This window comes from Roseovarius sp. MBR-78 (assembly GCF_040547535.1).
GTDB lineage: Bacteria > Pseudomonadota > Alphaproteobacteria > Rhodobacterales > Rhodobacteraceae > Roseovarius.
In genome coordinates this window covers 1-20,724 of the sequence record NZ_JBEPPX010000024.1, presented here as the reverse complement: position 1 = coordinate 20,724, position 20,724 = coordinate 1, and the positions used below count along the sequence as shown (strand labels likewise).

The 20,724-nt window shown below is 65.1% G+C and carries 23 protein-coding genes and 1 pseudogene; 13 read left to right on the top strand and 11 right to left on the bottom strand.

Going from position 1 to position 20,724, the window contains the following annotated elements; genetic code table 11:
* Positions 1 to 56: 56 nt before the first annotated feature.
* Positions 57 to 770 carry a vWA domain-containing protein gene (locus ABIE58_RS16250; RefSeq protein WP_354545756.1) on the bottom strand — a complete coding sequence of 238 codons (714 nt, stop codon included), beginning with the start codon at positions 768 to 770 and terminating at the stop codon, positions 57 to 59.
* Positions 771 to 881: 111 nt separating this feature from the next.
* Between ABIE58_RS16250 and ABIE58_RS16245 the strand changes: the two genes are divergently transcribed.
* Positions 882 to 1,532: a 2-hydroxychromene-2-carboxylate isomerase gene (locus ABIE58_RS16245; RefSeq protein ID WP_354545755.1), complete on the top strand. Its 651-nt coding sequence runs from the start codon at positions 882 to 884 to the stop codon at positions 1,530 to 1,532.
* 31 nt (positions 1,533 to 1,563) lie between these two features.
* On the opposite strand, the gene ABIE58_RS16240 is transcribed toward ABIE58_RS16245, so the two are convergent.
* A complete protein-coding gene (locus ABIE58_RS16240) occupies positions 1,564 to 2,151 on the bottom strand; it encodes a hypothetical protein (protein WP_354545754.1) in 588 nt (195 codons plus the stop codon).
* 229 nt (positions 2,152 to 2,380) lie between these two features.
* On the opposite strand from ABIE58_RS16240, the gene rplO reads away from it, so the two are divergent.
* The 8 genes from rplO (at position 2,381) to ABIE58_RS16200 (ending at position 9,095) form a co-directional block, all read left to right on the top strand.
* A complete protein-coding gene (gene rplO / locus ABIE58_RS16235) occupies positions 2,381 to 2,854 on the top strand; it encodes a 50S ribosomal protein L15 (protein ID WP_354545753.1) in 474 nt (157 codons plus the stop codon).
* 110 nt (positions 2,855 to 2,964) lie between these two features.
* Positions 2,965 to 4,335 carry a preprotein translocase subunit SecY gene (secY, locus tag ABIE58_RS16230; RefSeq protein ID WP_354545752.1) on the top strand — a complete coding sequence of 457 codons (1,371 nt, stop codon included), beginning with the start codon at positions 2,965 to 2,967 and terminating at the stop codon, positions 4,333 to 4,335.
* Positions 4,332 to 4,910, top strand: a complete 579-nt coding sequence (locus ABIE58_RS16225) for an adenylate kinase (protein WP_354545751.1) — start codon at positions 4,332 to 4,334, stop codon at positions 4,908 to 4,910. The genes secY and ABIE58_RS16225 overlap by 4 nt, the downstream gene beginning before the upstream one ends.
* A gap of 195 nt (positions 4,911 to 5,105) precedes the next feature.
* On the top strand, positions 5,106 to 5,474 hold the full coding sequence (gene rpsM / locus ABIE58_RS16220) for a 30S ribosomal protein S13 (RefSeq protein WP_354545750.1): 369 nt from the start codon (positions 5,106 to 5,108) through the stop codon (positions 5,472 to 5,474).
* A gap of 15 nt (positions 5,475 to 5,489) precedes the next feature.
* A complete protein-coding gene (rpsK, locus tag ABIE58_RS16215) occupies positions 5,490 to 5,879 on the top strand; it encodes a 30S ribosomal protein S11 (RefSeq protein ID WP_354545749.1) in 390 nt (129 codons plus the stop codon).
* A gap of 113 nt (positions 5,880 to 5,992) precedes the next feature.
* Positions 5,993 to 7,009, top strand: a complete 1,017-nt coding sequence (locus ABIE58_RS16210; protein ID WP_354545748.1) for a DNA-directed RNA polymerase subunit alpha — start codon at positions 5,993 to 5,995, stop codon at positions 7,007 to 7,009.
* A gap of 94 nt (positions 7,010 to 7,103) precedes the next feature.
* Positions 7,104 to 7,523 carry a 50S ribosomal protein L17 gene (gene rplQ / locus ABIE58_RS16205; RefSeq protein ID WP_354545747.1) on the top strand — a complete coding sequence of 140 codons (420 nt, stop codon included), beginning with the start codon at positions 7,104 to 7,106 and terminating at the stop codon, positions 7,521 to 7,523.
* A gap of 264 nt (positions 7,524 to 7,787) precedes the next feature.
* Positions 7,788 to 9,095: a replication-associated recombination protein A gene (locus ABIE58_RS16200; RefSeq protein WP_354545746.1), complete on the top strand. Its 1,308-nt coding sequence runs from the start codon at positions 7,788 to 7,790 to the stop codon at positions 9,093 to 9,095.
* Positions 9,096 to 9,324: 229 nt separating this feature from the next.
* On the opposite strand, the gene ABIE58_RS16195 is transcribed toward ABIE58_RS16200, so the two are convergent.
* The 8 genes from ABIE58_RS16195 to ABIE58_RS16160 form a co-directional block, all read right to left on the bottom strand.
* Positions 9,325 to 9,705 carry a hypothetical protein gene (locus ABIE58_RS16195; RefSeq protein WP_354545745.1) on the bottom strand — a complete coding sequence of 127 codons (381 nt, stop codon included), beginning with the start codon at positions 9,703 to 9,705 and terminating at the stop codon, positions 9,325 to 9,327.
* 80 nt (positions 9,706 to 9,785) lie between these two features.
* Entirely contained in the window at positions 9,786 to 11,045 is a 1,260-nt protein-coding gene (locus ABIE58_RS16190) for a glycerate kinase type-2 family protein (RefSeq protein WP_354545744.1), read from the bottom strand.
* 219 nt (positions 11,046 to 11,264) lie between these two features.
* A complete protein-coding gene (locus tag ABIE58_RS16185; protein WP_354545743.1) occupies positions 11,265 to 12,044 on the bottom strand; it encodes a succinate dehydrogenase iron-sulfur subunit in 780 nt (259 codons plus the stop codon).
* Positions 12,045 to 12,126: 82 nt separating this feature from the next.
* On the bottom strand, positions 12,127 to 12,540 hold the full coding sequence (locus ABIE58_RS16180) for a hypothetical protein (RefSeq protein ID WP_354545742.1): 414 nt from the start codon (positions 12,538 to 12,540) through the stop codon (positions 12,127 to 12,129).
* Entirely contained in the window at positions 12,540 to 14,342 is a 1,803-nt protein-coding gene (sdhA, locus tag ABIE58_RS16175; protein WP_354545741.1) for a succinate dehydrogenase flavoprotein subunit, read from the bottom strand. The genes ABIE58_RS16180 and sdhA overlap by 1 nt, the downstream gene beginning before the upstream one ends.
* A gap of 12 nt (positions 14,343 to 14,354) precedes the next feature.
* The gene (gene sdhD, locus ABIE58_RS16170) at positions 14,355 to 14,726 is read right to left on the bottom strand and encodes a succinate dehydrogenase, hydrophobic membrane anchor protein (RefSeq protein WP_354545740.1); all 372 of its coding nucleotides are present in this window, start codon (positions 14,724 to 14,726) and stop codon (positions 14,355 to 14,357) included.
* A gap of 10 nt (positions 14,727 to 14,736) precedes the next feature.
* Complete coding sequence (sdhC, locus tag ABIE58_RS16165; protein WP_354545739.1) at positions 14,737 to 15,120, bottom strand: succinate dehydrogenase, cytochrome b556 subunit; 384 nt, start codon at positions 15,118 to 15,120, stop codon at positions 14,737 to 14,739.
* A gap of 281 nt (positions 15,121 to 15,401) precedes the next feature.
* Positions 15,402 to 15,647, bottom strand: coding sequence for an accessory factor UbiK family protein (locus ABIE58_RS16160; RefSeq protein ID WP_354545738.1), 246 nt, complete (start codon positions 15,645 to 15,647; stop codon positions 15,402 to 15,404).
* A gap of 96 nt (positions 15,648 to 15,743) precedes the next feature.
* Here ABIE58_RS16160 and lgt point away from each other — a divergent pair, with 96 nt between their 5' ends.
* From lgt to pgeF, 3 genes are read left to right on the top strand one after another with little or no spacing between them, the layout of a single operon-like run.
* Positions 15,744 to 16,646: a prolipoprotein diacylglyceryl transferase gene (gene lgt / locus ABIE58_RS16155; protein ID WP_354545737.1), complete on the top strand. Its 903-nt coding sequence runs from the start codon at positions 15,744 to 15,746 to the stop codon at positions 16,644 to 16,646.
* Positions 16,643 to 17,707 carry a class I SAM-dependent methyltransferase gene (locus ABIE58_RS16150; RefSeq protein WP_354545736.1) on the top strand — a complete coding sequence of 355 codons (1,065 nt, stop codon included), beginning with the start codon at positions 16,643 to 16,645 and terminating at the stop codon, positions 17,705 to 17,707. Before lgt ends, ABIE58_RS16150 begins: the two co-directional genes overlap by 4 nt.
* Positions 17,704 to 18,459: a peptidoglycan editing factor PgeF gene (gene pgeF, locus ABIE58_RS16145; RefSeq protein ID WP_354545735.1), complete on the top strand. Its 756-nt coding sequence runs from the start codon at positions 17,704 to 17,706 to the stop codon at positions 18,457 to 18,459. Before ABIE58_RS16150 ends, pgeF begins: the two co-directional genes overlap by 4 nt.
* Before the next feature lie 13 nt (positions 18,460 to 18,472).
* Here pgeF and ABIE58_RS16140 read toward each other — a convergent pair.
* Positions 18,473 to 19,271, bottom strand: a pseudogene (locus tag ABIE58_RS16140) (urate hydroxylase PuuD).
* 174 nt (positions 19,272 to 19,445) lie between these two features.
* Between ABIE58_RS16140 and gmd the strand changes: the two are divergent.
* Entirely contained in the window at positions 19,446 to 20,567 is a 1,122-nt protein-coding gene (gmd, locus tag ABIE58_RS16135; RefSeq protein WP_354545734.1) for a GDP-mannose 4,6-dehydratase, read from the top strand.
* Positions 20,568 to 20,724 lie beyond the last annotated feature (157 nt).

The window sequence follows — 20,724 nt, the reverse complement described above, 5'->3', positions numbered from 1 at the left end:
AGAAAACGGTCCGGAAACTTTTGAAGTTTCCGGGCCATTGCAGCAAACCGCCCCGGTCAGAGATGGCCGGGGCGGTTTTCGTTTGCGTGCCCCACCACCACGCAGCCCAGCGTGATCCGCAGTGCGTCGGCCAGCTCGTCCACCGTTTCGGTGGTCACGAACAGCCCGCCGGTGGCGTCGGCGAGGCATTTCGCCACCGTCTGCCCGTCATAGGCGTCTGCCTCGGGGCTGTTCCACGAAAACGGGTCATAGACTACGCGAAATCCGATCACATGCACGGTAAGGCCCGGACGCTCTGCCGCCAGCCGCGCGCCCAGCGCGCAAGGAGTGCCGCCGCAGGTCTCGTTGCCATCGGTGACCAGCACCACGATGCCAGCCCCGCGTAGTGTTTGCGCTGCTGCCGCCACCGAGTCTGCCAGCGGGGTCAGCCCGCCGGGGGCCAGCGCGTCGAGCCCCGCCACAACCGCCGCTCCGGCATCGACGCGCGGCGCGAAATGCAGCGTGATCCCGTCGCAGGCAGAGGTGCCGCCCGGCCCGTAGCTCAGCAACCCCACCCGGCGATAGGGCGCGATATCGGGCATCGCCTCGCGCACAGCGCGGCGTGCCTCCATGATGCGAGTGGAGGTGGTCGGATCATGGCCCAGCTCGCCCATAGAGCCCGACCCGTCAAAGACCAGCATTGCGTCCTGCGCGCAGCCCGGAGCCGCCTGCGGCGAGGGGCCCGGCAAGGCAGTCAGGGCGAGGACGAGGTAGAGGGGCAGGGCACGCATGCGCGGCTTTCGTTGCAAAACGGATGTCGAGAGGGTAACGCGAAAGGCCGCCTTGTCCAGACAAACGGTTTTGATGGCGACGGCACGCCGAAACGTTGTAGACTGCGCCCCATGCAGACCATCGAATACATCTATTCCGCCCATTCCGCCTTTGCCTGGCTCGGCTCGGCGCGGCTATCGGAGATATGCGCGCGCCACGGTGCGCGGCTCTTGCACAAACCCATTGATCTGTCGCCGGTGATCGAGGCCGTGGGCGGGCAGTCTTTTGCGGCGCGCAGTCAGGCCCATGTCGATTATTTCTTCGGGCGCGAGATCGAGCGCTGGGCCGAGTATCGCGGCGTCGAGGTGATCGCCCATCGCCCCACCCATCACGATGCGCCGCTGGCGCTGGCAAGCGGCGCGATCATCGCGGCGCAGGCCGAAGGGCAGGGCGCGGATGCGCTCGCCCATGCCATCCTCGGGGCGCATTGGCGCGAGGATGCCGATATTTCCGATCCGGCGGTGCTGGCACCGCTGATCGTCGGCTGTGGGATGGAGGCGGATGCGATTCTCGACGCCGCGCGCTCTGCCCCCGTTCAGGCGCTTTACCGCGCCAACACGGCAGAGGCCATCGCGCGCCATGTCTTTGGCTCTCCCACCTATGTGGTGGCGGGCGATCCGTTTTACGGGCAGGACCGGCTGGATCTGGTGGAGCGCGCGCTTGAGCGGCCATTCACGGGTCACAACTGGCGAAACCCGCCGGTGGGATGCCCGTCTGCATGAGTCGCTGGAGCGGCGCAACTGCGTGGAGGTCTCAGCCGCAAATCCGGCTTGTGACGGTAAAGCGCAGCCTTGGCCGTGGGGCGTGGAGGTCGTCGAGCATTGGAACGAATGCGGGTGGCGACAGGGGTGAGCCGGTCAAGTCCGCGCCAAAGCGCTGGCAAATGGCCATGGGCGAGACGGAGCTTGCGCCGTTGGTCTCGATCAGGGTGCGCAGATCGACGATATGACCAGCCTTGGTGCCGATCCCGCGTGTCTCGAAACGCAACGGCGCGCCCAACCGGAAAAACCGCGTCTGCGCGCCAAAGAGGGCCTGTTCATCCTGCCAGTGCGCGCCATAGGCCACATGCAGATCATAGCTGCCGGGCGGGACGAGAACGCGAAAGAAATCGCCCCCCTCGATAAAGGCGGACAGCGTCTCGCCACGCGTGTCGCCATGCACCAGCGTGACATGATAATCATGTCCCGCGACAGTCTTGATCTGGAGCGGAAACACCGCCGGCAAGGTGCTGCGCAGCCACAGCAGGCCGGTTTGCGGCGGGATGTCTCGACCCCCGGCACCGGCGAGCGCAGGGAGCAGCGCGCCGAGCATAACCCCGAGTATGGCCCCCACAAGGGGCATCCGGCGCAGAGGGCGGCAAGGGTGTGAGACCGGCATTCGCATACCCCCATGCTAGCATCGGGCGCGCCGGAATTGTAGGAGGATCGTGGCCTGATGGCGCGCATTGCTATTGATCGTGCCGCGCAAGGCGTCTATACGCCCCCGGTGGCCCGAGGGCCGCGTATCAACCAGCAAGCCGCGTTCGGCCGCTCCCGTCGCTGGGGGCCGCATCCGGCAAGGAGAAGCGACAATGAAACTGCATGAACTTCGCGACAATCCCGGCGCGACCAAATCGCGCAAGCGCGTGGGCCGTGGCCCCGGCTCTGGCATGGGCAAAACCGCCGGGCGCGGTATCAAGGGCCAGAAATCGCGCTCTGGCGTGGCGATCAAGGGCTATGAGGGCGGGCAGATGCCGCTCTATCAACGCCTGCCCAAGCGCGGCTTTACCAAGCCGAACCGCAAGGAATACGCGGTTGTCAATCTTGGCCTGATCCAGAAATTCATCGAGGCCGGCAAGATCGACGCGGGCGCGCCCATCACCGAGGATGTGCTCGTGACCTCGGGTCTCGTGCGGCGCAAGCTCGACGGGATTCGCGTTCTGGCCAAGGGCGACGTGACCGCCAAGCTTGACCTTGCGGTGACCGGTGCCTCCAAATCCGCTGTTGAGGCAGTGGAGAAGGCGGGCGGCTCGATCACCCTCGCGGCAACGAAGGCCGCCGAATAAGAGGTTGTGAGCGGCCCTTGTGCCGCTTACATAGCTCTCAGGTTTTCCGATGACGCCGCCAGAGCCGAAAACCGGTTCCGGCGGCGCTCGCATATGAAAGAGACCCGCGCATGGTATCTGCAGCAGAGCAAATGGCCGCCAACACAAGCTGGTCCGCGCTTGGCAAGGCCACCGATCTCCGCAATCGCATCCTGTTCACGCTGGGGCTGCTGATCGTCTATCGGCTTGGCACCTTCATTCCGGTGCCGGGCATCGACGGCGCGGCGCTTCGCGAGTTCATGGAGGGCGCGCAGGCCACGATCGGCGGGATGCTGTCGATGTTCACCGGCGGCGCGCTGGGGCGGATGGGTATTTTTGCGCTTGGCATCATGCCCTATATCTCGGCCTCGATCATCGTGCAGCTTCTGACGGCGATGGTGCCCAAGCTCGAACAGCTCAAGAAAGAGGGCGAGCAGGGCCGCAAGAAGATCAATCAGTATACCCGGTTCGGCACCGTTGGCCTTGCCACGTTGCAAAGTTACGGCCTCGCGATGAGCCTGCAATCGGGCGACATGGTCACCGATCCGGGCCTGTTCTTCATCGCAAGCTGCATGATCACGCTGGTCGGCGGCACCATGTTCCTGATGTGGCTGGGCGAGCAGATCACCGCGCGCGGCGTCGGCAACGGCATTTCGCTCATCATCTTTGTCGGCATCATCGCCGAGGTGCCCGCCGCGCTGGCGCAGTTCTTTGCCTCGGGTCGCTCGGGCGCGATCAGTCCTGCGGTGATCATCGGAGTGATGCTGATGGTGGTGGCGGTCATTGCCTTCGTGGTGTTCATGGAGCGCAGCCTGCGCAAGATCCACATCCAGTATCCGCGCCGCCAGGTGGGGATGAAGGTCTATGATGGCGGCTCGTCGCACCTGCCGGTCAAGGTCAACCCGGCGGGGGTGATCCCGGCGATCTTTGCCTCGTCGCTGCTCTTGCTGCCTGCCACGGTGGGCACGTTCTCGGGCAGTTCGACCGGCCCGGTCATGTCCACGATCCTGGCCTATTTCGGCCCCGGACAGCCGCTTTACCTGCTGTTTTTCACCGTGATGATCGTGTTCTTCACCTATTTCTATACCTTCAACGTGGCGTTCAAGCCCGACGAGGTGGCCGAGAACCTCAAGAATCAGAACGGGTTCGTTCCCGGCATCCGCCCCGGCAAGCGGACGGCGGAATTTCTTGAATACGTGCTCAACCGCGTCCTCGTGCTCGGCTCGGCCTATCTCGTGGCGGTGATGCTGTTGCCGGAAATCCTGCGCAACCAGTTCGCGATCCCGTTCTATTTCGGCGGCACCTCGGTGCTGATCGTGGTCTCGGTGACGATGGATACGATCCAGCAGGTGCAATCGCATCTTCTGGCGCATCAATACGAGGGGTTGATCGAGAAATCGCAACTGAGCGGCAGAGGGCGCAAGAAGGGCCGCCGCAAGGCAAAGGGAGGGGCACGCCGATGAACATCATTCTTCTGGGACCGCCGGGTGCGGGCAAGGGAACGCAGGCGCAGATGCTGGTCGAGGGTCGCGACATGATCCAGCTTTCGACCGGGGACATGCTGCGCGCTGCCAAGGAGAGCGGTACCGAGATGGGCCGTATCGTGGCCGATGTGATGGCACGCGGCGATCTGGTGACCGACGAGATCGTGATCGGCCTCATCCGCGAGAAATTGCAGGGCGAAAAGCGCGGCGGCTTTATCTTCGACGGCTTTCCGCGCACGCTGGCGCAGGCCGACGCGCTGGCCGATCTGCTCGACGAGCAGGGCGAGACGCTCGATGCCGTGGTGGAAATGCGCGTCGAGGACGACGTGCTTGTGAAGCGCATCGTGAACCGCGCCGCCGAGGCCGCCGCCGCCGGACAGCCGGTGCGCGCCGATGACAACGAGCAGAGCGTGCGCCACCGCCTGATGGAATATTACAAGAAGACCGCGCCGCTCATCGGCTATTACCATGCCAAGGGGCAACTGGCCTCGGTCGATGGCATGGGCAGCATGGACGAGGTCAAGGCGGCGATCGCGGCGGTGCTTGACAAGTGAGGTAAAGCGGGGCTTGACGCCCCCCTCATTTCCCCATACCCAACGCTATCTCTCGCGCGAGAGTGATTCCCGCTGGGGTTCCCGGTGGTATCGACATCCCGAATTCAGCCGCGGCCCGGAGCGATCAGCGCGTCGGGCCAACGTTGTGAAAAAAGGTTCTGGCGTTACGGAACCGCAACGAAAAGGACAAGACACTTGGCACGTATTGCCGGCGTAAACATCCCGACATCGAAAAGGGTGCCCGTCGCCCTGACCTATATCACCGGAATCGGCCCCTCCTCGGCCCGCGCGATTTGCGAGGCCACGGGCATCGATCAGACCCGCCGCGTCAACGAGCTCTCGGATGCCGAAGCGCTGGCGCTACGCGAGCATATCGACGCCAATTATACCGTCGAGGGCGACCTGCGCCGCGAGACGCAGATGAACATCAAGCGCCTGATGGACCTTGGCTGCTACCGTGGCCTGCGCCACCGCCGCAACCTGCCGGTTCGCGGTCAGCGCACGCATACAAATGCCCGCACCCGCAAGGGCCCGGCAAAAGCCATTGCCGGCAAGAAGAAATAAGGGAGGGCACGAGATATGGCACGCGATACCAAGCGCACGAAGAAGAAGGCCTCCAAGAACATCGCCACCGGGGTGGCGCATGTGAACTCGTCCTTCAACAACACCAAGATCCTGATTTCCGATGTGCAGGGCAATGCCATTGCTTGGTCGTCGGCGGGCACGATGGGCTTCAAGGGGTCGCGTAAATCGACCCCCTATGCCGCGCAGCTTGCTGCCGAGGATGCTGGCAAGAAGGCTCAGGAACACGGGATGCGCACCCTCGATGTCGAGGTGCAGGGCCCCGGTTCGGGCCGCGAATCGGCGCTGCGCGCGCTCGCGGCGGTGGGGTTCAACATCACCTCGATCCGCGACGTGACGCCGATGGCCCATAACGGCTGCCGTCCGCCGAAGCGCCGCCGCGTCTGACCGAAGCGTTTAAGAGGCGGGCCGCGCGTCTGTGCGCGGTCCGTTGCGTCATTTGAAAACCTCGGGCGTCGCGGCCTATCGGACATGGGGCGGCGACAGGAATGGAGGGATGCATGATCCACAAGAACTGGGCAGAGCTGGTCAAGCCGACACAGCTCGATATCAAGCCGGGCAACGACCCGCTGCGGCAGGCCACGGTTGTGGCAGAGCCGCTCGAGCGCGGTTTTGGCCTCACGCTCGGCAATGCGCTGCGGCGCGTGCTTTTGTCGTCGCTTCAGGGTGCGGCCATCACCGCCGTGCAGATGGACAACGTGCTGCACGAGTTTTCCAGCGTGCCGGGCGTGCGCGAGGATGTGACCGATATCGTGCTCAACCTCAAGGGCGTCGCGATCCGCATGGAGGTCGAAGGGCCCAAGCGGCTGACCGTGAACGCCAAGGGGCCGGGGGTTGTCACCGCCGGTGATATCTCCGACAGCGCGGGTATCGAGATCCTCAACAAGGACCATGTCATCTGCCACCTCGACGAGGGTGCGGAATTCTACATGGAACTGACCGTGAATACCGGCAAGGGCTATGTCGCCGCCGACAAGAACAAGCCCGAGGATGCGCCCATCGGCCTCATTCCGATCGACGCGATCTATTCGCCGATCACGCGCGTGAGCTATGAGGTGCAGCCGACCCGCGAGGGGCAGGTGCTCGATTACGACAAGCTGACCCTCAAGCTCGAGACCGACGGCTCCATCACCCCCGACGATGCCGTGGCCTATGCCGCGCGTATCCTTCAGGATCAACTTTCGATCTTCGTCAACTTTGACGAGCCGGAAGCGGCGGGCCGCCAGGATGACGAGGACGGGCTGGAATTCAACCCGCTCCTGCTCAAGAAGGTGGACGAGCTGGAACTGTCGGTGCGCTCTGCCAACTGCCTCAAGAACGACAATATCGTCTATATCGGCGATCTCATCCAGAAGACCGAGGCCGAGATGCTGCGCACGCCGAACTTTGGCCGCAAGTCCCTCAACGAGATCAAGGAAGTGCTGTCTGGCATGGGCCTTCACCTCGGCATGGATGTCGAAGACTGGCCGCCCGATGATATCGAGGACCTCGCCAAGAAATTCGAGGACGCCTTTTAAGGCGTCCTCTGACGATCCGGGCAATCCCGCCCCAAGGAGAGCGGCTGACACGCATCAGACCGCCGGACAAAGCAAAACGCTTAGGAGATAGAAAATGCGTCACGCAAGAGGATACCGCCGCCTGAACCGCACCCACGAGCACCGCAAGGCGCTGTGGGCGAACATGGCCGGCTCGCTCATCGAACATGAGCAGATCAAGACCACCCTGCCCAAGGCCAAGGAACTGCGCCGGATCATCGAAAAGCTGGTCACATTGGCCAAGCGCGGCGATCTGCACGCCCGCCGCCAGGCGGCTGCGCAGCTCAAGCAGGATATCCACGTCGCCCGGCTCTTTGATGTGATCGGCCCGCGCTACAAGGATCGCCAGGGCGGCTATGTCCGCGTGCTCAAGGCCGGGTTCCGCTACGGCGACATGGCACCGATGGCGATCATCGAATTCGTCGAGCGTGACGTTTCCGCCAAGGGTGCCGCCGACCGTGCCCGCGTCGAGGCCGAAGAGGCCGCCGAAGACTGATACGCGCCAAGCCACCCGGTTTGACCCAGACCCCCGCCACACCCGGCGGGGGTTTTGCGTTTGCGAGGGAGGGGTAGTGGCGCGTGAAAGAGGCAGCGCGGGCTTGTATTGCCGTGATCCTGTCGGCATATCTTGGCGATGCTTTCCGCAAGAGGCCGCACGCCGTGATCCCGAGCCTGATGCACGCATTGCCCGTTGTCATAGCCCCGCCCGCGAGCGCAAGGTGTCTGGCCTGTGTGCGGTGCCGCATTGTGGAGCGGCGCGATGGCTGATCTTTTTGACAGCTCGCCCGAGGGGGCACCCTCTGCGGCGCCGCGCCCGCTGGCTGACCGGTTGCGCCCGCGTGCGCTCTCAGAGGTGATCGGGCAGCAGGCGGTGCTTGGCTCCGAGGGTGCGCTTGGCGTGATGCTGGCGGCGGGCAGTCTTGGCTCGCTCATCCTGTGGGGGCCGCCGGGGGTGGGCAAGACGACCATCGCGCGGCTTCTGGCGCATGAGACCGACCTGCATTTCGTGCAGATCAGCGCCATTTTCACCGGCGTGCCGGAGTTGCGCCGCGTGTTCGAAGAGGCACGGCACCGGCGCGGCAACGGGCAGGGTACGCTGCTATTTGTCGATGAGATTCACCGCTTCAACCGCGCGCAGCAGGATGCGTTCCTGCCGCATATGGAGGATGGCACGATCCTTCTGGTGGGGGCGACCACGGAAAATCCGTCTTTCGAGTTGAATGCCGCGCTTCTGAGCCGGGCGCAGGTGATGGTGCTGGAGCGGCTGTCGCTGGCCGATCTGGAGCTTTTGGCGCAGCGTGCCGAGAGGGAGTTGGGCCGCGCCCTGCCGCTTGACGGGCTGGCGCGCGAGGCGCTGTTGGAGATGGCCGATGGTGATGGCCGCGCGCTCTTGAATCTGATCGAGCAGGTGGCAGCGTGGACGGTCGAGGGGCGGCTCGATAGCGCGGCGCTGGCCGCGCGGCTGATGCGGCGGGCGGCGCACTATGACAAATCGGGCGACGCGCATTACAACCTCATTTCCGCGCTGCACAAATCGGTGCGCGGCTCGGACCCGGATGCCGCGCTTTACTGGCTGGCGAGGATGCTGACGGGGGGCGAAGACCCGCGATATCTCGCGCGGCGCATCACCCGCATGGCGATCGAGGATATTGGCCTTGCCGACAGCCACGCGCAAACCGTCTGCCTGCACGCCTGGGAGATATACGAGCGGCTGGGCAGCCCCGAGGGCGATCTGGCGCTGGGGCAGGCGGTGATTTACCTGGCGCTCGCGCCGAAATCGAACGCGGGTTACGGCGCGTTCAAGGCGGCGCTGCGCGATGCCAGGAAGACCGGCAGCGAACCACCGCCCAAGCATATCCTGAACGCGCCCACCTCGCTTATGAAGGAGCAGGGCTATGGCGCGGGCTATCAATATGACCACGATGCCGAGGATGGATTTTCGGGGCAGGACTATTTCCCCGAGGGGATGAAGCGCCCGACCTACTATCTGCCGCCCGAACGCGGGTTCGAGCGCGAGTTGAAAAAGCGGCTCGATTATTTCGCCAAGCTTCGAACGCGACGCGGCTGAGCGGACGCTTTAGATAATTGAGAACGCGGTGGTCCGCAGCAACAGGAAATCAACCGATACGGATGTCATGGCGAGGCTCTCTTCAGCGTGGCGATGGCTTTCAACGCTTCTGGAAGAGTGCGGGGTGGATGATATAGGCGATGCGGCCGCCGTCGGAATCGCCCCCCGGCGTTTTGGCATATCGGTGATGACCCGCGGCACCGAGGGGCGTGAGTCTGCGGCGCGCGCGCTACTCGATCTGCCGTCCGGGGAGCACGCGAAACGGCTCCTGCCGGTCTCCGTTGATCCACGCATACGCATCCTCGCCGACGCGCACCAGCGCATAGGGCGTCCATCCGGTGCTGCGCCACCAGCTCTCGTAATCGTTGGTGTCGGGGTTGGTGCGCCACCGCCCCTCATCCGCGCGCCCGCCCTCGGGCACATAGATTGTGGTGCCGTCGGGGGCGTAATATTGCCGATAGGCAGTGCCCGACCAGGTGCCGGTGATCGTGTTGCCCGACAAGAGCGCCTCGATCTCGGGACCCGAGAGCTTGACCGAGGCCGCCATTGCCACCCCCCCGCCAATCAACGAGGCAACCAGCACAAGCCCCATGAAAACACGGCGTTCCATGATGAACCCTCCCTTACTACAGGGGCAGTATCGCAGAAAAGCCGGTGTGACGCGACCGGTTTCCGCCTTGGGACGCCGCGTCAGGCCGGGGCAATCAGGATTGCGCGGAAATCGTTGACATTGGTCAGCGTCGGGCCGGTGACGACCTGATCGCCGATCGCGGCGAAAAACCCATGCGCATCGTTGCGCGCCAGCGCCCGCGCCGGATCAACCCCGGCCGCGCGGGCGCGCGCCAGCGTGTCGGGCGCGATGGTGGCCCCGGCCACCTCGGCGGCCCCGTCCACCCCGTCGGTATCGCAGGCGATGGCTTGAATGCCCCCGGCCCCCGCCAGCGCCACGGCCAGCGCGAGGGCATATTCCGCGTTCGGGCCGCCCGTGCCGTCGCCGCGCCGGGTGACGGTCAATTCCCCGCCCGACAAGAGCAGGACGGGGGCCGCGCCGGGGGGCATCGCCGCCTGCACGTCGCGGGCAAGGCTTGCGTGCTCTCGGGCCACGTCGCGCGCCTCGCCCTCTATCGCATCGCCCAGCATCTCGACGCGGATGCCCTCTGCGCGTGCCAGATCGGCGGCAGCCTCCAGCGATTGGGACGGGGCTGCGAAGATCACGTTCTCGACCCGCGAGAGGCGCGGATCGCCGGGCGCGATGGCACCGGTGTCGCGCTCCAGCGCCGCGCGCGCGGCACCGGGCAGGTCAATCCCGTAGCGCGCCACCAGTGCGCGCGCCTGCGTCCCTGTCCCCGCCTCGCCCACGGTCGGGCCAGAGCCGATCATCCCCGGATCGTCCCCCGGCACGTCCGATATCAGCAGCGCCAGCATCCGCGCGGGGTGGGCGGCGGCGGCTAGCTGCCCGCCCTTGACCCGGCTCAGATGCTTGCGGATGGCATTCATGTGCCCGATGGGCGCGCCCGAGGCCAGCAGGGCGGCGTTGACCGCGCGCTTGTCCTCCAGAGTCATGCCGCCCGCCGGTGCCACCAGCAGCGACGACGCCCCGCCCGAAATGAGCGCCAGCACCGTGTCGCCCGCGCCGAGCCCCCCGACCAGCCGCAGCATCCGGTCGGTCGCGGCGCGTCCGGCCTCGTCGGGGACCGGATGCGCCGCCTCGACGATCTCGATACCCTGGCAGGGCCGCGCATAGCCGTAGCGCGTGATGATCAGCCCCTCGCACGGCCCCCACGCCGCCTCCACCGCCTCGGCCATGCGCGCGCTGGCTTTGCCGGCCCCGATCACCACGCATCGCCCCTCGGGGCGGGGCGGCAGATGCGCGGCAAGGCTGCGCATCGGGTCTGCCACCGCCACGGCGCGCTCGAACAGCCGATGCAGGAAGATGCGCGGATCAGTCATGCCGGGCGGGTCCCGTCGCGCGCATGGATATCGCGGCGGTCATGGGCACACCCGGTATCCGGGCAGCGGGATTTGTTCGATCTTCATGCCTGTTCCATCGCACGGCTTGCCGATACGCGCAGCATTTCAGAAATACCGGCACGCGACAATCGCGATGATCGACGGACAAGAGCCCGCCAGATCGGTGCCCGGTGGTCTGGATGCAATCCTCGCGGTGCCTTAAACGTGCCGGTCGACCATCATCTTCTTGATCTCTGCAATCGCCTTGGCGGGGTTGAGGCCCTTGGGGCAGGTTTTCGTGCAGTTCATGATGGTGTGGCAGCGGTAGAGCTTGAACGGGTCTTCCAACTCGTCGAGCCGCTCGCCGGTGGCCTCGTCGCGGCTATCGATGATCCAGCGATAGGCGTGCAGGAGCGCGGCGGGGCCGAGATATTTGTCGCCGTTCCACCAATAGGACGGGCAGGAGGTCGAGCACGACGCGCACATCACGCATTCATAAAGCCCGTCAAGCTTCTCTCGGTCCTCGATCGACTGCCGCCACTCTTTCGCGGGGCGGTTGGTCTTGGTTTCCAGCCACGGCATGATCGAGGCGTGCTGCGCGTAGAAATGAGTGAGGTCGGGGATGAGATCCTTGACCACCGGCATATGCGGCAGCGGGTAGATCTTCACATCGCCCTTGATCTCGTCCATGCCGTAGATGCAGGCGAGCGTGTTGATCCCGTCGATATTCATCGCGCAAGAGCCGCAAATCCCCTCGCGGCAGGAGCGGCGAAAGGTCAGCGTCGGGTCGATCTTGTTCTTGATATAGATGAGCGCATCCAGAACCATCGGGCCGCAATCGTCGAGATCGACGAAATAGGTATCGACGCGCGGGTTCTGGCCGTCATCGGGGTTCCAGCGGTAAATCTGGAACTTGCGCGTGGTCTTGGCCCCTTCGGGCTTGGGCCATGTCTTGCCCGTGGTCATACGCGAATTCTTGGGCAGGGTGAGTTGAACCATGACTTAACACTCCCTCATGTGGGCGATGGTGATCCGGGACAAGCCGAAGGCGGGCACGGGGTGGACAGCTTTGCACATGGCCTCAGTCCCGCTTGATACAATATGTCGAGCCGCCGAAGATAACCGGGGCATGTCGCGGGCAGGCGCGATAGGTTTTCTGTTGTGTCTTCTGTGCCCCCGCCGCGAATCGGGGCGTTGCTGCCCGGCCCAGTCTTTCATCGGCACATTGGTTGACCCGGTCGGTTTGCGCGGGCGACAGGTTTGCACCGGGAAGAATCCAGGTGATCGTTTGCCCGCCGGGCGGCAATTCCGGCCATTCTGCACCAAAACGCGCGGCCCCGCGCAGCCCCATCTCGTATCGGCAATCGAGGATGGCGGCGCGCTGTTCCTGCACCGGGATATACCGGTCGGGATCGGCCACAGCGAGAGCGGGGGCGGTGACGCTCAGACAGGCGACAAGGGCGGGAAAGAAAACCGCCCTTCGAGACAGGAACATCAAAACGTCCTTTCCTTCGGCGCGATTTTCTTGAGGCTGATACCGCCCTGATCCTCGGGGGTGATCGGGTCTTCGATGATCGGGCGATAGCTGAGATCGACATCGGTCGCGCCAATCCGCGCGATGGTGTGGACGCGCCAGTTCTCGTCGTCGCGGGTGCTGAAATCCTCATGCGCGTGGGCGCCGCGGCTTTCATGGCGTGCCTCGGCGCCAAAGATCGTGGCCAGCGCGCAGGGCATCAGGTTCGTGAGTTCCAGCGTTTCCATCAGGTCGCTGTTCCACACGAGGCTGCGGTCGGTGACCTTGATATCGGCCATCTTGGCGGCAACGCCCTTCATCTTGTCCACGCCTTCGGCCAGCGTCTTGGATGTGCGGAAGACGGCGGCATCGGCCTGCATGGTCTTTTGCATCTCAAGCCGCAGATCGGCGGTGGGCACCGCGCCCTTGGCGTGGCGCAGCGTGTCGAAGCGATCGAGCGCCTTGTCCACTTCGGCGGTGTTGGTCGCGGGCACCGGGCTTTCGGCATCCACCACTTTACCGGCACGAATCGCCGCCGCACGGCCGAACACCACGAGATCGATCAGCGAGTTGGAGCCGAGCCGGTTCGCGCCATGCACGCTCGCACAGGCGGCCTCGCCCACGGCCATCAGGCCGGGCACCACGGCGTGCGGGTCATCTTTGGTAGGGTTGATGACCTCGCCCCAGTAATTCGCCGGGATGCCGCCCATGTTGTAATGAACGGTGGGCAGAACCGGGATCGGCTCCTTGGTCACATCGACCCCGGCAAAGATGCGCGCGCTCTCGGAAATGCCCGGCAGGCGCAGGTGCAGGGCCTCGGGCGGCAGGTGGCTGAGATTGAGGTGGATGTGATCGCCCCCCGGCCCCACACCGCGCCCCTCGCGGATTTCCATGGTCATGCAGCGGCTGACATAGTCTCGCGGGGCGAGATCCTTATAATTGGGGGCATAGCGCTCCATGAAGCGCTCGCCCTCCGAATTGGTCAGATATCCTCCCTCGCCGCGCGCGCCCTCGGTAATCAGGCACCCGGCACCGAAAATGCCGGTGGGGTGGAACTGCACGAATTCCATGTCTTGCAAGGGCAGGCCGGCGCGCGCCACCATCCCGTTGCCGTCACCGGTGCAGGTATGCGCCGAGGTCGCCGAGAAATAGGCGCGGCCATAACCGCCGGTGGCCAGCACCACCATCTTGGCGTTGAATACGTGGATCGTGCCATCGTCGAGCTTCCAGCAGACAACGCCGGTGCAGGCACCATCGGTCATCACCAGATCAATGGCGAAATACTCGATATAGAACTCGGCCTTTTCCTTGAGGCTCTGACCATAAAGCGTGTGCAGGATCGCGTGACCGGTGCGGTCGGCGGCAGCACAGGTGCGCTGCACCGGGGGGCCTTCGCCGAATTCGGTGGTGTGGCCGCCAAAGGGGCGCTGATAGATCTTGCCCTCCTCGGTGCGCGAGAACGGCACGCCGTAATGCTCCAGCTCGTAAACCGCCTTCGGGGCCTCGCGCGCGAGATATTCCATCGCGTCCGTGTCGCCAAGCCAGTCGGACCCCTTGACCGTGTCATACATATGCCATTGCCAGCTATCGGGGCCCATGTTGCCAAGGCTTGCCGCGATGCCGCCTTGCGCCGCCACGGTGTGGCTCCGCGTCGGGAATACCTTGGTCACGCAGGCCGTGCGCAGCCCCTGTTCGGCCATGCCGAGCGTCGCGCGCAGCCCCGCGCCGCCTGCGCCCACAACCACGACGTCATAATCATGCGTCTCGTATTCGTATGCAGCCATTTGTTCAGGTCCTCACAGCGCGATCTTGGCAAGGGCGAAAAGCCCGGTGGCGATCAGCCCGTAACTTAGGATTGTGACGAAGATGACAAGCGCGCGGCGGGTGCTGCCGTGGCTGTAATCCTCGATCATGGTCTGTGCGCCCGCCGCGAAATGGCGCAGCCCGAAGAAGAGCACCAGCGCGGTCAGAATCGCCATCGCAGGATGGGCAAGCGCATCCAGCACCGCAGCCCGGTCACCGCCAAGCGTGCGCCCGAAGACCACGAGAAATACCGGGATGATGAGCGCGAGGCCCACGCCCGACAGTTTCATATACCAGAAATGTTCGGTGCCTGTGCCCGAGGCACCCTTGCCCTCGGCGCGTTTGCGTGCGGTCAGATAGCGCATGTGATCCTCCTCAGACCAGGATGAGCGTGATGGCGGTGAGGACGACCGAGCCGATGATGACGCCCCAGCCCAGTTTCTCGGCGGTCGGGATGTCCATCCCCTTGCCCGCGTCGAAATAGAGGTGCCGCAGACCGGCGAGGTAATGATACCACACTGCCCAGAGCGACAATGTCAGCACCAGATCGCCGAACCAAGAGGTGAGCACCGCGTTGGCGGTCGCGAAATAGGCGTCCGATGTCGAGGCCGCGAGCAGCCACCACACGATCAGCAGCGCCGCGACGACAAGTGCGTTGCCGGTGATCCGCGTCAGGATCGAGGTGATCGATGTCAATTGCGGGCGATAGATTTGCAGGTGCGGCGAAAGCGGGCGTTCAACCTCTGTGGTTTCGGCCATGAGGGACCTCCTTGATGATCGGCGGCGGCACGGGGCCTGCGCGGGGTTACCCCCGTTTTGCCGCGTTTTGCCGCGCCTGTCACCTGTTACAAACGGTATTCAGGCCCATACGGACAATTCGCCGCAAAAAATGCGTGTTTGTGATCACGTAAAATCTCGTGTGATCACAATGACCGGGGAGTCACCGGGCGACTCACCCCGCAGCACGGCCCATTTTGCGACGCGCAGGCACAACCGCGCCGCTTTGCTCAATCAATCATGTGATCACAAGCGTGCCACGCTTACGCGCCGCGCTGCTCCAGCGCCTCGATCCGGGCCTTGAGCGCCTCGTTTTCCTCGCGCGCCTTCTGCGCCATTGCGCGCACGGCGTCGAATTCCTCGCGGGTCACGAAATCGCGATCCGCCAGCCAGCGGTCGATCAGCGATTTCATCGCCGTCTCGGCCTCGGTCCGCGCGCCCTGCGCCACGCCCATCGCGTTGGTCATCAACTGGCTCAGATCGTCGAGCACCTTGTTTCGCGTCTGCATCGCTTGTCTCCGGCGTTACCTTTACCTGTTATATGGCCCTCGGACCGCCGATCACAAGGTTGACTTTCCCCACACCCGAGAGGCACAGAGATGCACATGAACGCCGTCCTCCCCTTTCCCGATATCGCGCCCGAAATCGTGTCGATCACGCTCTTCGGCATGGAATTCGCGCTGCGCTGGTATGCGCTGGCCTATATCGCGGGGATCGTGATCGGCTGGCGGATCGTGGTTGCCACGGTCAGGCGCCCCGCGCTCTGGCCCGGCGAGCGCGCCCCGATGGAACCAAGGGACGTGGAGGACCTGCTCACCTGGGTGATCCTCGGGGTGATCCTCGGCGGGCGGCTGGGCTATGTGCTGTTCTACCAGCCGGGATATTATCTTTCCCATCCGGGCGAGATTCTACAGGTCTGGCAGGGCGGCATGGCGTTTCACGGCGGCCTTCTGGGCGTCATCCTGGCGGTGATCCTGTTCGCGCGCGCGCGCGGCATCAACTGGGTCTCGGTGGCCGATGCGCTCTGCATGGTGACGCCGGTGGGGCTTTTGCTGGGGCGGATCGCCAATTTCATCAATGCCGAACTGTGGGGGCGGCCAACCGATCTGCCCTGGGGCGTGATCTTTCCGGGGCGCGCGGCGCATGATTGCGCGGGGGCTGTGGCGGGGCTGTGCGCGCGCCACCCCTCGCAGCTCTACGAGGCGGCGCTTGAGGGGCTGATTCTCGGCGCGATCCTGTTGTGGCTGGGCTGGCGGCGCGGGGCGCTGCGCCTGCCCGGCACGCTCACCGGCGTGTTTTTTGCAGGCTACGGGGTGGCGCGATTTATGGTGGAATTCGTGCGCCAGCCCGATGCGCAATTCGTCGCGCCGGGCAATCCGCTGGGGCTGGCCTTTCACATCAACGGCTACGGGCTGACGATGGGGCAGACGCTGTCGCTGCCGATGATCGCCTTCGGGCTGGGGATGATCCTCTGGGCGCGGCGGCGCGCGCAGGCGCAAACCGCATGACGCCGCTGGGCGCAAAGCTTGCCCGCCAGATCGTGGCCACCGGGCCGATGAGCCTCGCGGATTACATGGCCGCCTGCCTGATGCATCCCGAGCATGGATATTACGCCACCCGCGATCCGTTCGGGGTGGGGGGTGATTTCGTGACCGCCCCGGAAATCAGCCAGATGTTTGGAGAGCTGACCGGCCTCGCCCTCGCGCAATGCTGGCTCGACCAGGGCGCACCCGCGCCGTTTGTGCTGGCAGAGCCCGGCCCCGGTCGCGGCACGCTCATGGCCGATCTGCTGCGCGCGACAAGGGGCGTGCCGGGGTTTCACGACGCGCTGCGGCTCCACCTTGTCGAGGCCTCGCCCGCCCTGCGCAAGGTGCAGGCGCAGACCATCGGACGCGATGACATCATCTGGCACGATACCATCGAGACGCTGCCCCCCGGCCCGCTCTACCTCATCGCCAACGAGTTCTTCGACGCGCTGCCGATCCGGCAATTCCAGCGCGGCGAGACCGGCTGGCGCGAGCGCATGGTGGCAACAGGCCCCGCGGGCCTTGTGCCCGGCCTTGGCCCCGAGGGCGCGCGCCTCGATCTGGATCACCGCTTGGGCGATACGCGCCCCGGCGATATTGTCGAGACCTGCGCGCCCGCCACCGCCATCGCCGCCGAGATCGGCGCGCGCATCGCCGAATATGGCGGTGCCGCGCTTATCGTCGATTATGGCGGCTGGCGCTCGCTGGGCGATACGTTCCAGGCGGTCGCAGATCACGCGCCGACCGATCCGTTCGCTGCGCCGGGCATGGCCGACCTCACCGCGCATGTGGATTTCGAGGCGCTGGCCCGCGCCGCCGGCCCCGCCGCGCATACCCGCCTTTGCCCGCAGGGCGTGTTCCTCGCGCGGCTCGGGATCGCGGCGCGCGCCGAGGCGCTGGGCCGTGGCATCTCGGGCGCGGCGCTGGAGGCGCATGTTGCCGCAACTCACCGCTTGACCGGGGCGGAGGAAATGGGGACGCTCTTCAAGGTGCTGGGCCTCTACCCGCCCGGTGCCGCCCCGCCACCGGGATTGGAGCCATGACGCTGGAAATCATCACCGCAGACGCGCTCACCCCCCTGCGCCACGGGTTCTTTACCCGGCGGGGCGGGGCGTCTTCGGGCGTGTTCGCGGGGCTGAATTGCGGACCGGGCTCATCCGATCAGGCCGAGATCGTGACCATCAACCGCGCCCGCGTGGCCGAGGCGATGCAGGTCGCCGCCGATCACCTTGTCACCGTGCATCAGGTGCATTCCGCCGATGTCGTGCAGGTTGCCGCGCCGCTTGACGCGCGCCCGCGCGCCGATGCCCTTGTGACCGCAACGCCCGGCCTTGCCCTCGCGATCCTCACCGCCGATTGCCAGCCGGTGCTGTTCGCCGACCCGGAGGCAGGCGTGATCGGGGCTGCCCATGCCGGCTGGCGCGGGGCGCGCGATGGGGTGCTCGAAGCGACGATTGAGGCGATGGAGGCGATCGGGGCCGCGCGCGCGCGCATCACGGCGGTGATCGGCCCGTCGATCAGCCAGCGCAATTACGAGGTCGGTCCAGAACTGCTCGAAGATTTCCTCGCCGACGATCCCGAGAGCGCGCGGTTTTTTGCCAATGGCACGGGTGACCGCTATCAGTTCGACCTGCCGGGCTATGGGCTGTGGCGGCTGCTGCGCGCGGGCGTGGGGCACGCGGACTGGACCCGCCATTGCACCTATGCCGACCCGGATCGGTTTTATTCCTATCGCCGCGCCACCCATGAGGGGGCGGCGGATTATGGCCGCCTCATCTCGGCGATCCGGCTCTGAGCGTGCCGCGCCCTTATCGCGTCGCCGCCCGATACCACCGTGCCACCGCCCGCCGCTCCTCTTCTTCCATGAAGCTTACATTGGCGGGGGGCATGGCGTGGGTCACGCCCACCTGGAGATAGATCGCCCGCGCCGCGCTGGCGTGGCACATGGCGCAGCGGCCGGGGATGATCGCCGCCACCTCCTCGAATCCGTCGGCCTCGGCAAAGACCTGCTCGGCGGCGCTCAGGGGGCGCGCCTCTGATGCCTCGTAGGTATCATGCTGCAAGGGCAGGTTAGAGAGCCACATGATGCCCGCGAACAGGATCGCCGTCACCGCCCATGTCCACCATTTCATCCCCCCGCCCGCGTGCATGGTGTTGAAGAAATGCCGGATCAAGACCCCCATCAGGAACACCAGCGCCGCGATGAGCCAGTTCCACTGGGTGGCAAATGCCAGCGGATAGTGGTTCGACAGCATCAGGAACACCACCGGCAGCGTGAGATCGTTGTTATGCGTCGAGCGCAGCTTGGCGATGCGCCCGTATTTCGCATCCGGCACCCGGCCCGCGCGCAGATCGGCCACCACGATCCGCTGGTTCGGCATGATGATGAAAAACACGTTTGCCGTCATGATCGGGGCGGTAAAGGCTCCGAGGTGCAGAAACGCCGCCCGCCCGGTGCGCGCGCGGCGGCAGATCATCCGCCCGGCGCAGGCCAAGGTCGAGCGCCACGAAATAGAACGACGCGCCGATCCACGCGATGGCGGTGACAACATGAAGCCACCGCACCGCGAATCCCAGCGCGTCCCAGATGATCGCCGGATCGGGCATTTTCGGCCTCCTTGCCTCTGCCTGCATGTGCCTTGTGCCACGGCGTGAGAGTGTCATGAAGTGACGCGGAAATCTCAGCCCTTTCAAGAAAGGTCGCCTTGCCTCCACGCTTGCGGATCGTGGCGCACTGGCTTAACCCGCGAAGGGGATGGCGGCAGCGAAAAAGACGGCGGCATGAAAAAGGCTCTGATTACCGGGATCACCGGGCAGGACGGATCGTATCTGGCGGAGTTCCTGCTGGAAAAGGGCTATGAGGTGCATGGCATCAAGCGGCGTGCCTCGCTCTTCAACACCGGTCGGATCGACCACATCTATCAGGATCCGCATTCCAACCATCAGCGGCTCCGGCTGCATTACGGCGATCTGACCGACAGCTCCAATCTCACCCGCATCCTCTCGGAGGTGCGGCCTGACGAGGTGTATAACCTCGGCGCGCAAAGCCATGTCGCGGTCAGCTTCGAGGCCCCGGAATACACCGCCGACGTGGACGCCATCGGCACGCTGCGCCTTTTGGAGGCGATCCGGTTTCTCGGGCTGGAAAAGACCACTCGCTTCTACCAGGCCTCGACATCCGAGCTTTTCGGGCAGGTGCAGGAAACCCCGCAGACCGAGACGACGCCGTTTCACCCGCGCTCGCCCTATGGCGTGGCCAAGCTCTACGCCTACTGGATCTGCGTCAATTACCGCGAGGCCTATGGTATCTATGCCTGCAACGGCATCCTTTTCAACCATGAGAGCCCGCGTCGGGGCGAGACCTTTGTCACCCGCAAGATCACCCGCGGTCTGGCCAATATCGCGCAGGGGCTGGAGGACTGCCTCTACATGGGCAATATCGACAGCCTGCGCGACTGGGGCCATGCCCGCGATTACGTGCGGATGCAGTGGATGATGCTGCAACAGGACGCGCCCGAGGATTTCGTGATCGCCACCGGCAAGCAATATTCGGTGCGCGACTTCATCCGCTGGACGGCGGCGGAGCTTGGCATCACGCTGGAATTTTCCGGCGAGGGCGTGAACGAGGTGGCCCGTGTCGCCGGGATCGAGGGGGATCGCGCCCCGGCGGTCCGGCCCGGCGACGTGGTGCTGCGCATCGACCCGCGCTATTTCCGCCCCGCCGAGGTAGAAACACTGCTCGGCGATCCGTCCAAGGCCAAGGCGCGGCTCGGCTGGGAGCCCGAGATCACCGCGCAGGAAATGTGCGCCGAGATGGTCGCCGAAGACCTGCGCACCGCACGGCGCCACGCGCTCTTGCGCGAGCATGGCATGGATATGCCGGTGAGTTTCGAGAACGGCTGATGATCGATATTTGATTAAACGTGCCCGATGCTGCACTGGGGACGGTTCTGACCTGGAGGGGACATTCGCAGTTTATCCCCCCGCGCGGAATCAAGCAACCGTCTCAGGACGGCGGGTTTGGTTGCCATGGCGTGTCGCGCTTGAGGACGGTGTTGGC